This window comes from Nocardia sp. NBC_00511 (genome assembly GCF_045161165.1).
GTDB lineage: Bacteria > Actinomycetota > Actinomycetes > Mycobacteriales > Mycobacteriaceae > Nocardia.
Genome location: NZ_CP107849.1, coordinates 4,510,314 through 4,523,774 on the forward strand (window position 1 = coordinate 4,510,314; position 13,461 = coordinate 4,523,774).

Consider the following 13,461-nt stretch of genomic DNA (forward strand, 5'->3'; position numbering starts at 1 on the left):
ACTCATTGGCCTATAGTGGCCTTGTGCTCCACGTGCTCCGTCATCCCCAGTTCCGCAAGCTGTACACCGCCCAGGTGGTCGCGCTGATCGGCACCGGTCTGCTCACCGTCGCGCTGGGCCTGCTCGCCTATCAGGTCGCGGGCGCGCAGGCGGGTGCGGTGCTCGGCACCGCGCTGGCCATCAAAATGGTGGCGTATGTCGCGGTGGCGCCGGTGGTTTCGGCGTTCACCCTGCGGCTGCCGCGACGCCTGGTGCTGGTGTCCGCCGACGCGCTGCGCGCGGGCATCGCGCTGATGCTGCCGTTCGTCACCCACACCTGGCAGATCTACGTGCTGATCGCGCTGCTGCAATCGGCGTCGGCGACCTTCACCCCCGCCTTCCAGTCGCTGATCCCCTCGATCCTGACCGAGGAGCGCGACTACACGCACGGCCTGTCACTGTCGCGGCTGGCCTACGACATGGAATCGCTGCTGAGCCCGATCCTGGCAGCGGTCCTGCTGACGGTGATCAGCTACCACTCCCTGTTCGTCGGCACCGCAGCGGGTTTCGTGGCCTCGGCGCTGCTGGTCGTCACCACCCGCCTGCCCCGCACGACCGCACCCGAGCGGTCCGCGCCGCTGCTCGAGCGCATCACCGAGGGCGCGCGCATCATGCTGAACCGCCCGGTGCTGCGGGGCCTGCTGGCGCTGAATCTGGCGGTCGCGGCCGCCACCGCCCTGGTGATCGTGAATACCGTTGTCTACGTGCGGGATCGACTCGACGGCTCGAATGTCGGGGTGGCGCTCGCACTGGGCTGCTTCGGATTCGGTTCCATGGTGGTCGCCTTGGTCACGCCGCGCCTGCTCACCGCGATCCCCGACCGCCGGCTCATGCTGACCGGCGCCTGGCTGCTGCCGCCCGGCCTGCTCGCCGCGGCGATCGTGCCGCTGCCGGGCCGCGACACGGGCGCGATGATCCTCGCCGTGACCTGGGTGCTGCTGGGTGCGGGCACCTCCCTGATCAATACCCCGTCCGCGCGCCTGCTGCGCGCCGAGTCCGAACCGCACACCCGCACAGCGGTTTTCACCGCGCAGTTCTCGCTCTCGCACGCCTGTTTCCTGCTCACCTATCCGATCGCGGGCAAGGTCGGCGCGTTGGCAGGCCTGCCGACCAGCGCGATCGTGCTGGCCGGGCTCGCTACACTGGCTGCTACGACGGCCGCCCGGGTGTGGCCCGCGAGCGCCGCGACGGACACCGAGGCGGTGTCAGCGGCAGGAAGGTGACGAGGTGAGCAAGGCGAAATCGCAGCACTCCCCCAGCCTCGCCCATCCCGTCGATCCGGATCAGGCCCGGCTCGAGGCCGCGACCGCCACCTTCCGGATGCTGTCGGATCCGACTCGGCTGCATATCCTCTGGCTGCTCGCCGACGCCGAATCCGATGTCACCGCGCTCACCGAGGCCTGTGGCGCGTCCCGGACCGCGGTCAGTCAGCACCTGGCCAAGCTGCGTTTCACCGGCATGGTCGAGACCCGCCGTGAGGGCCGCCGCATCATCTACCGCATTCGCGACGGTCACCTGACCCGCCTGGTGCGCGAGGGCCTCAACCATGCCGATCACGTGGTGACCGGCGAACCCGCGCACGAGTAGCCCGCGCGTTCCCGGCCACCGCCGTCGCTCTCCTGGTCAGTGGGACGACCTATCGCCGTGCCCCCGCGTTCGCCGTGACGATATGCCTAGTCGAAATATCGTCAGACGAATAGTGAGAGGTCACGCATGAACTCGACCGCCGATCAGGGCAGCCCCTTCGATGTGATCATCATCGGTGCCGGATTCGCCGGTGTCTACGGCGTGCATCGGGCGGCGCGGGCGGGCCTGAACGTGCTGGGCCTCGAGGCCGGGCAGGATGTGGGCGGCACCTGGTTCTGGAACCGCTATCCGGGCGCGCGCTGCGATGTCGAGAGCGTCGACTACTCCTATTCGTTCGACGCGGAGCTCGAGCAGAGCTGGACCTGGACCGAGCGCTTCGCGGCGCAGCCGGAGATCCTGTCCTACATCAACCATGTGGCCGACCGCTTCGAGTTGCGGCAGCGCTACGAATTCGGGCAGCGGGTCAGCGCGGCGAGTTTCGATGACGAGTCGGGCATCTGGACGCTGCGCACCGAGTCCGGTGCCGAATACCGCTCGCAGTTCGTGGTTTTCGCGACCGGTTGCCTGTCCGCGCCGATCAAGCCGAACCTGCCCGGTATCGAAACCTTCGCCGGGGAGGAGCTTTTCACCGCGCAGTGGCCGGAACAGGGCGCGTCCTTCGCGGGCAAGCGGGTCGGCGTCATCGGAACCGGTTCCTCCGGCATTCAGGTCTCGCCGATCATCGCGCGCGAGGCCGAGGCGCTCACCGTCTTCCAGCGTTCGGCGAACTTCAGTGTGCCCGTCCCGAATCGGCCGTGGACCGACGCCGAGCAGAGCGACATCCGCGCCACCTACCGGGAGCGTCGCGAGAAGTCCTACTACGCCGGTGCCGCCACCCCGCACGCCTCGTTGCAGACCAAGGCGCTGGAGCTGTCGCCGCAGGAGCGCGAGGCCGCGATGGAGGATCGCTGGAGCGGCGGCGGTGTGCTGTTCAACAAGGTGTTCCCCGATCAGAACAGCGACTTGGCCGCCAACGAGGTGGTGCGCGAGTTCGCGGTCGCCAAGATCCGCGCCAAGATCGACGACCAGTCGGTGGCCGACGACCTGATCCCCTACGATCACCCGATCGGGACCAAGCGCATCTGCACCGATTCCGGGTACTACGAGATGTTCAACCGGCCCAATGTCACGCTGGTGAACCTGCGCCGCGACCCCATCACGGAGGTCACCCCGACCGGCGTGCGCACCGCGGACGGCTTCATCGAGCTCGACACCCTGGTCTACGCAACCGGTTTCGACGCCATGACCGGGGCGCTGCTGCGCATCGACCTGCACGGCTCGCACGACGCCCGCCTCGGTGACACCTGGGCCGACGGCCCGGTCACCTACCTGGGCTTCGGCATTCCGGGCTTCCCGAACATGTTCAGCATCAACAGTGTCGGCACCCCGTCGGTGATGGCCAACATGGTGCTGCACTCCGAGCAGCAGCTGGACTGGGTGCTGGCGCTGGTGGAACACTGCCGGGCCAACGGGATTCGCAAGGCCGAGGCCCGCGAGGAGGCTGCGGTCAAGTGGACCGATCACCTCCTCGAAGTCGCCGAGGGCACCCTGTTCGTCAAGGCCAACTCCTGGTACATGGGTGCGAACGTGGCGGGCAAGAAGCGCGTATTCATGCCCTACATCGGCGGTTTCGGCAACTACCGCCGCTACTGCGACGCCGAGCGCGACAACGGCTACCCCAATTTCGAGCTGACCGCGTAGCGATCGCCCGCTCTCGCTGCCCGGCGCTCTCACGCATCACAACCGGGTGGTGGACACGAAACCGGCCCGCTCCCAACAGGAGCGGGCCGGTTTTCGGCGTTCCGGGGGCTAGACGGGCAGGCCCAGACCGGCCGCGAGCACCGGCCAGGACTGCTTCAGCGCGTCTTGCCAGTAGCCCCACGAGTGGGTGCCGGTGGGCGTGAAGTCGTAAGTGGCCGGGATGCCGAGACCGTCGAGCTTGGTCTTGAGGTTGTGGGTGCAGTAGTTGGTGGCGGCCTCGAGCCCGCCGCCGACGGTCATCTGATTGAGCCAGCCGCCGGTGCCCGGCAAGGTGTGCGGGCCGTCGAGGGTGTCCCACTCGCCCGGCAGACCGGAACCGCTGGAGATGAACAGGTTCAGGCCGCGCAGCTGGTCGGCGTGCACGTAGGGATCGTTCTCGGCCCACATCGGATCGTGCTGCGGGCCGTACATGTTCTTGCTGTCGCCGCCGCCCGCGGCCACCACGGTGTTGACGAAGTTCCAGCCGACCGGGTCACTGATCTGCGCGCAACCGCTGTAGGCGGCCACCGACTGGTACAGGCCGGGCGCGGCGATGGGCAGTTGCAGCACCGAGGTGCCCGCCATCGAGAGTCCGGCAATGGCGTTGCGGCCGTTGGTGTTCAGCGCCTTGTCCATCAGCGGCGGCAGTTCCTCGGTGAGGAACGTCTTCCACTTGTTGACGCCGAGCGTGGGATCGGTCGCGCGCCAATCGGTGTAGTAGCTGAACGCGCCGCCGACGGGTTGCACCACGTTGACGTTCTTGTCGGACAGGAAGTTCAGCACGTCGGTCTGCTTCTGCCAGGTCGCCGAGTCGGTGCCGCCGCCCGCGCCGTTGAGCAGGTACAGCACCGGGGTGGGCTGCGAGGTGTCGGCGGCGCGCTGCACGTCGATCTCGATGTTCTTGTCCATGGCGGCCGAATAGACCTGAAGCTTCAGCGTGCGGGCGTCCGAGGCGGTGCTGGAGACGATCTTGGAGCCGTCGGCCGAAGTGCCCGCGGGCGCGAGGGTGGCGGCCGGTGCGGCGTGCGCGGTCCCCGCGGCGACCGGTAGCAGGACGGTTGCAGTCAAGGCAAGAACCGCACTGCCCCAGGTCTTCGATGAACGCACGCCGTGATCTCCTTCGGCCGTTATTTCATTCGGGAATAGTCAGCGGCCCACGCTGCCCGCGGGCACTGTGCGTTTGCTGGCCTGCGCCTGAGGTCCTCCTGAGAGGATGACCGGTATGCCGGTCAGCGGCCGGAATCACCGGCCGTGAGCTCGCTCACCGAGGCCGCTCGACAAGGCCGCCGATCACACCGACGGTGGCCGCCGCCACGCTGTCAGCGCACCGTCGGCGGACTGTCAGCGCGACTCGGCAATGTCATGGGCACACCGGATGCACCGGGCGGAACCACTCCGCCGGGCACGGGAAAGCCCAGTCGAAAGGCACGACATGTCCGATATCGCCCTGTCCCAGTTCGTCGAATCCGTTGCCACCGAGTACGGCATGCCCGGTATCGCCGTCGGGATCTTCGCCGACGGCCGCGAGATCTTCGCCAGCCACGGCGTCACCAGCATCGAGAACCCGGTCCCCGTCGACGAGCACACGCTGTTCGCCATCGGCTCGACCAGCAAGACCTTCACCGCCACCGCGCTCATGCGGCTGGTCGCCGACGGCCGGGTCGACCTGGACGCCCAGGTCCGGACCTATGTGCCGGAACTGATACTGGCCGAGGAGCATTCGGCGGCCACCGTCACCGTGCGGCAGCTGCTCAACCACACCTCCGGCCTGGACTGGAATCAGATCAACAACACCGGCGAGGGCGATGACGCCCTGGAACTGTTCGCGGCCTCACTGGCAGAGCTGCCGCTGATCGGCGCGCCCGGTGAGCGCGCCTCCTACAGCCAGGCGGGCTTCAACCTGCTGGGCCGGGTGATCGAGAAGGTCACCGGTGAACCGTTCGACAAGGTCGTCACCGAAACGGTTTTGACGCCGGTCGGCCTGGCCGAAAGCTTCTACCTGCGTGACGACATCATGACCCGCCGTTTCTCGGCCGGACACGAACGCCAGGAGGACGGCGAGCTGGCGGTGTCGCGGGCGTGGAAGGGCAACCGCGCCAACAACCCCGGCGGCGGACTGGGCACGACGGTGTCGGACCTGTTGCGCTGGGGCCGATTCCACCTGGGTGACGGCCGCACCGAATCCGGCGTCACCGTGCTGCCCGCCGAGCTGATGCACCGCATGCAGCAGCCGACCGTCGAATTGCGTTCCAGCACACTGGCCGACGCCTTCGGCCTGTGCTGGATGCTGCGCGACGTGGACGGCGTCCGCACCGTCGGCCACGGCGGTTCCGGCTTCGGCCAGTTCGCCGAATTCGTCATCGTGCCCGAACGGAACTTCGTGGTCGCGGTGCTGTCCAACGCCAGCCCCGACGGCATCCCCACCAACCAGGCCATCGTGCGCTGGGCACTCGAGCACTACCTGGGCGTGATCGACGCCGACCCGGAACCGGTGCCCTTCGACGCCGATCGCGCCACGGAGTACCTGGGCACCTACGAGATCGACGCCATGACCATGACCTGCCTCTCCGAGGCCAACGGCCTGTCGCTGGAATGCCGCATCCGCCCCGAGATCCGCGCCGCCGCCGATACCGAACTCCCCCAGGACCACCCGCCGTTCCCCTTCGGCTTCCTCCCCGGCGACGGCGACGAATACATCATCACCGCAGGCTCTTTCAAGGGTCAGCGCGGCTTCTTCAGCCGCAATGCCGACGGTGACATCATCGGCATCGACCTGGCCGGACGTCTGTTCGCCCGCGCCTGACCGACCCGGCCCTTCAGCCGGGCTGTCCAGCCTCGGCGGCCAGCCTGGTCAGCGCGGCCGCCCGGATCAGTTCGGAGCCGCCTCGATAGGCGTCGCGATAGGCGTCTGCCCCTAGTTCTTCGACGATTCGCGCTGTGAGAGCGGCGATTTCGAGATTTCCACGATCGGGGATACCGCGGATGACCTCGGCGAGGCCGAGTGCGGTGGCGGCCGCGGTGTGGTCGGACTCCCGATGGTGGAGTTCGGCGAGCAGCTCGGCGGCCCTGGCCAGGGTCTGGGCAATGGTGGGGGCGTCGCCGTTCAGGAACGAGCCCTCGATCACCTGCGGGAGCAATGTGCGGGCCGCCGCCAGATCTGCTGCGGTGAGCCGGTTCGCGAGACGGGCCGTCGCGATGTGCAGGGCTGCCATGGGTTTCGGGTAGGGCAGGTGACGGACGCGCTGTTCGAGTTCGGTGATCAGAGCGTCGGCGCGCGCGACATCGCCGGTGCGGCGGGCCGATTCGGCATCGACGAAACCGACGACAGCCGCCAGGCGGGTATAGCCGTGGTCGGTGGCGAGACGACGGACAGCCTCGATGTCGCGGGCGGCCTCGGCGAATTCACCGCCCCGTACTCGTTCTTCAGCGAGGGCGAGGTGGCTGGCGCAGAGGTCGTCCTCGGTGCCGAGTTCGGCCGCGACGGTGACCGCGCGGGCGTAGGTGGCGATGGCGTGGGCGTGTTCGCCGCGCAGCGACCGGTCACGTCCGACCGCGAGCAGGGCCATGCCCAGTCCCCAGCGGTCACCGGCGATCTCGAAGCCGTGCAACGCCTCTCGGCGCGCGTCGCCGCCCGCGACCTGTTCGCCACGACCCGTGAGATCGAAATCCCGGGCCAGGTGCGCACTGGCCCGCACCCAGACATCCGGGTGGGCGAGGGCCTGCTCGAGCTGCCGTTCGCGCAGCGGTTCGTCCTCAGCTCGCGCGGCGAGCATCGCCGTCCACATCGGCAGTGCCGGATGGAATTCCAGTCCCCCGGCGCGCACGCATGCCTCGACCATCGTCGAGAGTGTCTCATCACCGGTGGGCGGTGCTCCGTCCATCAGCTCGATCACGGCGAAAGCCGTTCGGGCGTCGGCGGGCAGCGCCTCACCCAGCCGCAACACGCCGTCGAGGGTGGTCTCGAACTGTGTGCCCATGCCACGAATTCCCCAGTACCAGAACAGCGTCCGCACCAGTCGTACAACGAGCGCGGTGGCGTCGGCCGATGCGTCCGCCCCGGTCGCGGCCCGCATGGCGGTGCGCAGCGCGGCGGCCATGTTGGCGTGTTCGGCATCGAAAAGAGCTATGGCGCTGAGCTGTTCACTGCCGCGCAGGTCCGCCTCGTGCTGCTCGGCGAGGGTCACGAAGTAGTCGGCGAACCCGTCGCCGAGGTCGTCGCCGGACTCGGCGAGCCGGGCGGCGGCATAGACGCGGATGGTTTCCAGCATCCGGTACCGGGGCTGATCGCCTCCGGTCACCGTGACCAGGGACTTCTCGACCAGACCATCGAGCAGGTAGGGGATATCCGCGGCGGAGAGCGTGTCGTCGGCGCAGATGGCCTCCAGCGCATCCACGGTGGCACCGCCGGGGAACGCGGAAAGCCTTCGGATCAGCACCTTTTCGGGATCGTCGAGAAGATCCCAGCTCCACTCGACCAGCGCCAGCAGGGTGCGCTGCCGAGGTAGCGCGGTGCGGCTGCCGGTGCTGAGCAGCCGAAAGCGGTCGTCGAGGCGGCGGGCGATCTGCTCGACGCTCATGGCGCGCAGTTTGGCGGCGGCCAGTTCCAGAGCCAGTGGCAGGCCGTCGAGTTGGCGGCAGATCCGCACGACGGGCCCGGTGGTGTGGTCGTCGAGCACGAAGCCGGGCCGGACCGCCTTGGCCCGGTCCACGAACAGTCCGACCGACGAATACCGCTGCGCCACGACAGGATCCGTGGTCTCGACCGGGATGTCCAGGGGTCCGAGATGGCAGAGCACCTCACCGGTGATGGCGAGGGGTTCCCGGCTGGTCGCGAGAATCCGCAGCTGCGGCAGCCGCTCGAGCAGCCGGTCGGCGAGGGCGGCGGCCGCCGCGATCAGATGCTCGCAGTTGTCCAGAATCAGCACTGCCGCACCGACATCCAGGAGTTCGACGAGCCGGGCCGCCTTGTCAGGGCGATCTCGCTGCTCGCTGTCGAGCGCCCCCGCGACCGCGTCGGCGAGCTGGTCCGGCGCGCCGATCTCGGCGAGCGACACGAAGAACACCGCCCCGTCCACCTGATCCATGGCCTCCAGCGCGAGCCGGGTCTTGCCCGCGCCGCCCGGACCGACCACGGTCACCAGCCGCGCGTCCGCGAGCAGCCCGATGAGCTCCGCCAGTTCCGTTGCGCGGCCGATGAATCCGGTGAGCCGGACGGGCAGTGCGGCGGTGATCGGTTCCCGGCGGGGCGCGGGGATCTCCAGCTCTCCGCGCAGCAGTGCGAGATGGGTGTCACGCAGCGCCGCCGAAGGATCGATGCCCAGTTCCTCGTCGAGCCGAGCCCGCATGTCCTCGTACACGGCCAGGGCGTCGGACTGCCGCCCGGCCGCCGCCAGCGCCCGCATCCGCTGGGCGGCCAATCGTTCACCGAGCGGCTGTTCCGCCGCGGCGGCCTCGAGTTCGACCAGCACATCGGCAAACCGGCCCAAGCGCAGTTCCGCCTCGAATCGCTCTTCCAGAGCAGCGGCCCGCAGATCCGCCAGCCGCGCAACCGCGGCCTGCGTGAAAGGCGCGTCCAGCACATCCCCGAGCACCGGCCCCCGCCACAGTTCCAAGCCCTGCGTGAGCAGTCGTACCGCGGATTCGGCCCGCCCGGCCTCCAACTCCTTGTGCCCCCGTCGAATCAGTTCCTCGAACCGATCGGCATCCACCTCGGCCGCGGGCAGCCGGTAGCCACCCGCCCCGAACTCCACGATCCCGACCCCACGCAGTGCCCGCCGCAACCGCGACACCAGCGCCTGCAACGCACCGTTCGCATCGGCGGGCGGCTGCTCACCCCACAGCCCGTCGATCAGCGCAGTGACAGCAACATCGCGCCCCGCGTCGAGGGCCAGTCGCGCCAGCAGCATCCGCACCCGGACGCCCGGCACCGCTACGGGCGTCCCGTCCTCGGCATGGACCGAAACCGGCCCCAACACACCAACCTGCACAGTTCCGCCTCCCCGAACCTTCAGCGGGCAGCTGATAGCCGTTGCCTGTCACGCACCCGTGCCAGCGGTCGGGTGCATCGGCACGAAATCAGCTGTCGCCTCTTCGTACGCAGCATCCCATTACCCGCCGGGTAATCGACTCCGGGCCCGGTGTCAGGCAGAGTCGATTCCATGACCGACACCGAGATCACCACCGACCCGGTGGGCACGCAACTGTTCGCCACCATGCCGTTCACCGAGGGGCTCGGCGTCGAGGTGCTCGACTGTGGACCCGAGCTGGTGCGCAGTCGCCTGCAATGGCGCGAGAACCTGTGCACGCTGGGCGGATCCATGCACGGCGGGGCGTTGATGTCGCTGGCCGACGGCACCGCCGCGGTGTGCGCGTTCCTGAATCTGCCTGCGGGCGCGCAGGGTACGACGACGGTGGAGTCCAAGACGAACTTCGTGCGCGCTCTGCGCTCGGGCTATGCCACCGCGACCGCGAAGCCGCTGCACGCGGGCCGCAGCTTCATCGTGGTCGAGACCGAGATCCGCGACGACGCGGGCAAACTCGTCGCCAAGGTGACCCAGACCCAGGCGGTGCTGTGAGCTCTCAGGCGTAGAGCGCTTCGATGATGTCGGCGTAGCGCGCGTGAATGGGCTTGCGGCGCGGCTTCATCGTCGGGGTGAGCAGCTCGCTGCCCGGCTCCCAGTAGTCGGGCACGATGCGGAACTTGCGGATCTGCTCGACCCGCGAAAGCTTGGCATTGGCCTCCGAGACGGCCGCGCCGATCAGGATCTCCATGTCCGGATACCCGGCCAGCACGGCGGGATCGGCTGCCACCCCGTGCTTTTCGGCAGTCCACGATGATCATCCGCGAAAACCAAGCGGTGTTCGTCGAGGATTTATGCGTGAAGGGCTTGGCCCGGACCCGGTTGGCAAAGTCCATCCGCGACGCCGGGTGGAGCATGTTCATCCGCATGTTGGAGGAGAAAGCCGCCAGGTACGGACGGGTGTTCGGCAAGGTAGATCGTTGGTTCCCGTCCACTCGAATTTGCTCGCACTGTGGGGTAGACAGCGGGAGCAAGCCGTTACATGTGCGGGAGTGGACTTGCGCTTGCGGAGTCACTCACGACCGAGACTTGAACGCCGCGATCAATATTCACGCCGCTGGACGAGCGGAGTGGCTAAACGCCTGTGGAGAGACCGTAAGCCTTTCCGTCTAGGCGGAAAGCAAGTCCCTGTGAAACAGGAACCCACCAAGAGTGCCCGCCAGGGCGCTGGTAGGAATCCCGGACCATCAGGTCAGGGAGGACGTCAATCCCTCGTTGGAACGCTCCACTTTCTCACTCACTCGACCCAGGTCAGCGCCCTCGCAATCAACGTTCGGTTGCGTGGATTAGCACGTAAGCGTCCGAATTCAGCCGGGGATGATCGGCACCAGATAGGCCCGCGCGAACTCCGCCAGTTCCGCCTCCGAGGCCAGCTCCGCCAGCCCGCCCTGCACCAGAATCAGCGAATGCACCACGCGGCAGCCGATTTCGACGCGTGTCGCCAGATCGGCCGGAGCCGCGAACAATCCGCGCCGGGCGGCCCGCTCGAACACCTCGACCGCTGCGGCCACCGACATGGCGAACGTCGTCGCCCCGTCGACGGTGAGCTTCACCAGAATTCGCTCGGGCTCGACCGCGAGCAGACGTTCCACCAACCCGTGCGTGCGCCACCGCGTGATCACCGTGACGAAGACGTCGGCGACCAGATCCCCGAAGTCGTCGTGTCGCTCGGGCATATCCGCGAGCTCGGCCAGCACCAGCCCGACCTCACGGCCGACGACCGCGGCCACCAGGTCGTCGCGCGAACCCACCCGCCGGTAGACCGTCACCCGATCGACCCCGGCCTGCTTGGCGACGTCCTCGATGGTCGTCTTCTTGACCCCGACCTTCTCGAACTGCACCAGGGCCGCGTCCAGGATGCGGGTCTCGATCTCGTCGGCATCGGCGCGGGTCAGCGGTTCTTTCGACGCGGTCGTCACCGCACCAACGCTAGCAGCCACCCTCGCCGATGCAACAATCTCGGACATTTTGTGGCTGCAACATTGCAATGCTATTTGTTGCGCTGTACGGTTCGAATCATGGCTGACCAGGCTGGCGCAACGAGGCGCACCTACCGCGACGAGGCACATGCCATCGGCGCACGCGATGTCCGCTTCGACTTCGAAACCGTTCCCCTGCACTACATTCCGGGCGAGGTGCTGGCCACCCACATCGTGGACGTCATGCACCTGGTGCTCCCTGAGGGCGAACGGGCCATGGCCCAGGCCCTCGCCGAGGCCCTCCCGTACATCCACGACGAGCGGCTGCGCGAGGAGGTGACCGGATTCGTCGGGCAGGAGACCATGCACGCGAGCAGCCACGAGGCCGCGCGTGAGCATCTGCGATCACTCGGGCTGGATGTCGACGGCTATGTGAACGGCATCGCGTGGCTGGTGGATCGCATCCTCGGCGATCACGGCCTGACCGGGCGCGCCAAGCAGCAGTGGCTGCGCGAACGCCTCGGATTGTTCGCGGGCATGGAGCACTACACTGCCGTGCTCGGTGAGTGGCTGCTCGAGGCCGACGTGCTCGAGCAGAAGGGCATGCACCCGGCCATGCTCGATCTGGTGCGCTGGCACGGCGCGGAAGAGGTGGAGCACCGCAGCGTGGTCTACGACGCGTACATGTACCTGGACGGCGGCTACCTGCGTAAGGCTCGAACGGCCGTGCTGGCGAGCGCCACCCTGCTGCCGCTGTTCATCCTGTCGGCGGGCTACCTGTATCGCAAGGATCCCTCGCCGGACAAGGGCCGCTTCTGGGGCGCGCAGTTCGTCAGCGCCACCCGGCGCGGCGTAATCCCCAGTTGGACAGTGTTCTTCAGCGAGATCCCCCGCTATCTTCGGCCCGGCTTCCATCCCTCGCAGCTGGGTCCGATGGATCGGGCGCTGCGGTATCTCGCGCACTCCCCCGCCGCGCGGGCGGCGGCCGAGTGAGCGCGGGCACGATCATGGAGGCCGGAGCCAGGCCGCCCGTTGGCCTGCGACTGTTGGGCGGCGCGATGGACGCCTACAAGCGGGTGTTCGTGAGCGGGCGATCCGCCGAGTTGCTCTCACCGTCGAATCCGGTGCGCCGCAGCGGATTCGAACTGGACTCGGTCGTCGAGAAGCTCGAACGCCCGGCACCGGATGTACTGGCGGTGACCCTGCGCGCACCCGACGGGCGGCCGTTGCCCAGCTGGCGACCGGGCGCACACCTGGATGTGTTCCTGCGGTCCGGCAGGCAACGCCAGTACTCACTGTGCGGCGATCCGGGCGACAGCTTCCGCTATCGCATTGCGGTGCGGTTGATTCCGGACGGCGACGGCGGTTCCCGCGAGCTGCACGAACAGCTACAGCAGGGTGATCGACTACGAATTCGCGGTCCCCGCAATGCTTTCACGCTGGTGGACGCGCCCTCCTACCTGTTCCTGGCGGGCGGCATCGGCATCACCCCGATGCTGCCGATGGTGCGGGCCGCCGGGCCGCGCGGGCACCTGGTGTACACGGGCCGCTCCCGAGCGTCGATGCCGTTCCTCGACGAGCTGCCCAGCGCCGAGATCCGCCCCGACGACGAATACGGACCGCCCGATGTCGCCGCCCTGATCGCGCGGGCGGAACCCGGTGCGGCGGTGTACGTCTGCGGCCCGCCGCCGATGCTGGCGGCGGCCCAGCGCTGCCGTTTCGCCCTCGATGCGACGGGATCGCTGCACACCGAACGCTTCTCGGCCGCGCCGGTGGTCGACGGCAAAGCGTTCACCATCACGTTGGCGCGCAGCGGCCGGACAGTACAGGTGGCACCCGAAGAAACCACCCTCACCGCGTTGCGCCGGATCCTGCCCGACGCGAGTTACTCCTGCCGCCAAGGCTTCTGCGGCACCTGCGAGGTCGGCATCCGAGCCGGCGCGGTCGATCACCGCGACCGCCTGCTCACCGAGTCGGCACGCGCCGACCGGATGCTGCCCTGCGTCTCCCGCGCGGCGGGCGACGCCCTCGTGCTCGATCTCTGATCCGGAGAGAAT

General features: G+C 68.3%; 12 protein-coding genes. 8 read left to right on the plus strand and 4 right to left on the minus strand.

The annotated features are described in order from the left end of the window. Positions 1–23: 23 nt before the first annotated feature. The 3 genes from OG300_RS21240 to OG300_RS21250 all read left to right on the plus strand — a co-directional run bounded on the left by OG300_RS21240 (position 24) and on the right by OG300_RS21250 (position 3,366). Positions 24–1,262, plus strand: a complete 1,239-nt coding sequence (locus tag OG300_RS21240; protein WP_405484156.1) for an MFS transporter — start codon at positions 24–26, stop codon at positions 1,260–1,262. Between the two features lie 4 nt (positions 1,263–1,266). Then, a complete protein-coding gene (locus OG300_RS21245; protein ID WP_405484158.1) occupies positions 1,267–1,626 on the plus strand; it encodes an ArsR/SmtB family transcription factor in 360 nt (119 codons plus the stop codon). A 126-nt stretch (positions 1,627–1,752) separates the two neighbouring features. After that, on the plus strand, positions 1,753–3,366 hold the full coding sequence (locus tag OG300_RS21250; protein ID WP_405484160.1) for a flavin-containing monooxygenase: 1,614 nt from the start codon (positions 1,753–1,755) through the stop codon (positions 3,364–3,366). A gap of 108 nt (positions 3,367–3,474) precedes the next feature. Here OG300_RS21250 and OG300_RS21255 read toward each other — a convergent pair whose 3' ends face one another. After that, positions 3,475–4,473, minus strand: a complete 999-nt coding sequence (locus OG300_RS21255; protein ID WP_405484162.1) for an alpha/beta hydrolase — start codon at positions 4,471–4,473, stop codon at positions 3,475–3,477. A 364-nt stretch (positions 4,474–4,837) separates the two neighbouring features. Here OG300_RS21255 and OG300_RS21260 point away from each other — a divergent pair, with 364 nt between their 5' ends. Next, positions 4,838–6,208 (plus strand): serine hydrolase domain-containing protein, encoded by a 1,371-nt coding sequence (locus OG300_RS21260; protein ID WP_405484164.1) that lies wholly within the window; start codon positions 4,838–4,840, stop codon positions 6,206–6,208. A gap of 13 nt (positions 6,209–6,221) precedes the next feature. Here OG300_RS21260 and OG300_RS21265 read toward each other — a convergent pair whose 3' ends face one another. After that, on the minus strand, positions 6,222–9,392 hold the full coding sequence (locus OG300_RS21265; protein ID WP_405484166.1) for a BTAD domain-containing putative transcriptional regulator: 3,171 nt from the start codon (positions 9,390–9,392) through the stop codon (positions 6,222–6,224). A gap of 171 nt (positions 9,393–9,563) precedes the next feature. Here OG300_RS21265 and OG300_RS21270 point away from each other — a divergent pair, with 171 nt between their 5' ends. Further along, a complete protein-coding gene (locus tag OG300_RS21270) occupies positions 9,564–9,980 on the plus strand; it encodes a PaaI family thioesterase (protein ID WP_405484168.1) in 417 nt (138 codons plus the stop codon). A 4-nt stretch (positions 9,981–9,984) separates the two neighbouring features. On the opposite strand, the gene OG300_RS21275 is transcribed toward OG300_RS21270, so the two are convergent. Further along, complete coding sequence (locus OG300_RS21275) at positions 9,985–10,215, minus strand: hypothetical protein (RefSeq protein ID WP_405484170.1); 231 nt, start codon at positions 10,213–10,215, stop codon at positions 9,985–9,987. 23 nt (positions 10,216–10,238) lie between these two features. On the opposite strand from OG300_RS21275, the gene OG300_RS21280 reads away from it, so the two are divergent. Beyond that, positions 10,239–10,598 carry an RNA-guided endonuclease InsQ/TnpB family protein gene (locus OG300_RS21280; RefSeq protein WP_405484172.1) on the plus strand — a complete coding sequence of 120 codons (360 nt, stop codon included), beginning with the start codon at positions 10,239–10,241 and terminating at the stop codon, positions 10,596–10,598. A gap of 194 nt (positions 10,599–10,792) precedes the next feature. On the opposite strand, the gene OG300_RS21285 is transcribed toward OG300_RS21280, so the two are convergent. Beyond that, on the minus strand, positions 10,793–11,404 hold the full coding sequence (locus tag OG300_RS21285; RefSeq protein ID WP_405484174.1) for a TetR/AcrR family transcriptional regulator: 612 nt from the start codon (positions 11,402–11,404) through the stop codon (positions 10,793–10,795). 99 nt (positions 11,405–11,503) lie between these two features. On the opposite strand from OG300_RS21285, the gene OG300_RS21290 reads away from it, so the two are divergent. After that, a complete protein-coding gene (locus OG300_RS21290; RefSeq protein ID WP_405484176.1) occupies positions 11,504–12,397 on the plus strand; it encodes a metal-dependent hydrolase in 894 nt (297 codons plus the stop codon). After that, the gene (locus OG300_RS21295) at positions 12,394–13,449 is read left to right on the plus strand and encodes a PDR/VanB family oxidoreductase (protein WP_405484178.1); all 1,056 of its coding nucleotides are present in this window, start codon (positions 12,394–12,396) and stop codon (positions 13,447–13,449) included. Before OG300_RS21290 ends, OG300_RS21295 begins: the two co-directional genes overlap by 4 nt. Positions 13,450–13,461 lie beyond the last annotated feature (12 nt).

Coding starts and splice junctions, on each gene's coding strand:
- OG300_RS21250 (WP_405484160.1), top strand. CDS start 1,753: ATGAACTCGACCGCCGATCAGGGCAGCCCCTTCGATGTGATCATCATC.
- OG300_RS21260 (WP_405484164.1), top strand. CDS start 4,838: ATGTCCGATATCGCCCTGTCCCAGTTCGTCGAATCCGTTGCCACCGAG.
- OG300_RS21270 (WP_405484168.1), top strand. CDS start 9,564: ATGACCGACACCGAGATCACCACCGACCCGGTGGGCACGCAACTGTTC.
- OG300_RS21280 (WP_405484172.1), top strand. CDS start 10,239: ATGATCATCCGCGAAAACCAAGCGGTGTTCGTCGAGGATTTATGCGTG.
- OG300_RS21290 (WP_405484176.1), top strand. CDS start 11,504: ATGGCTGACCAGGCTGGCGCAACGAGGCGCACCTACCGCGACGAGGCA.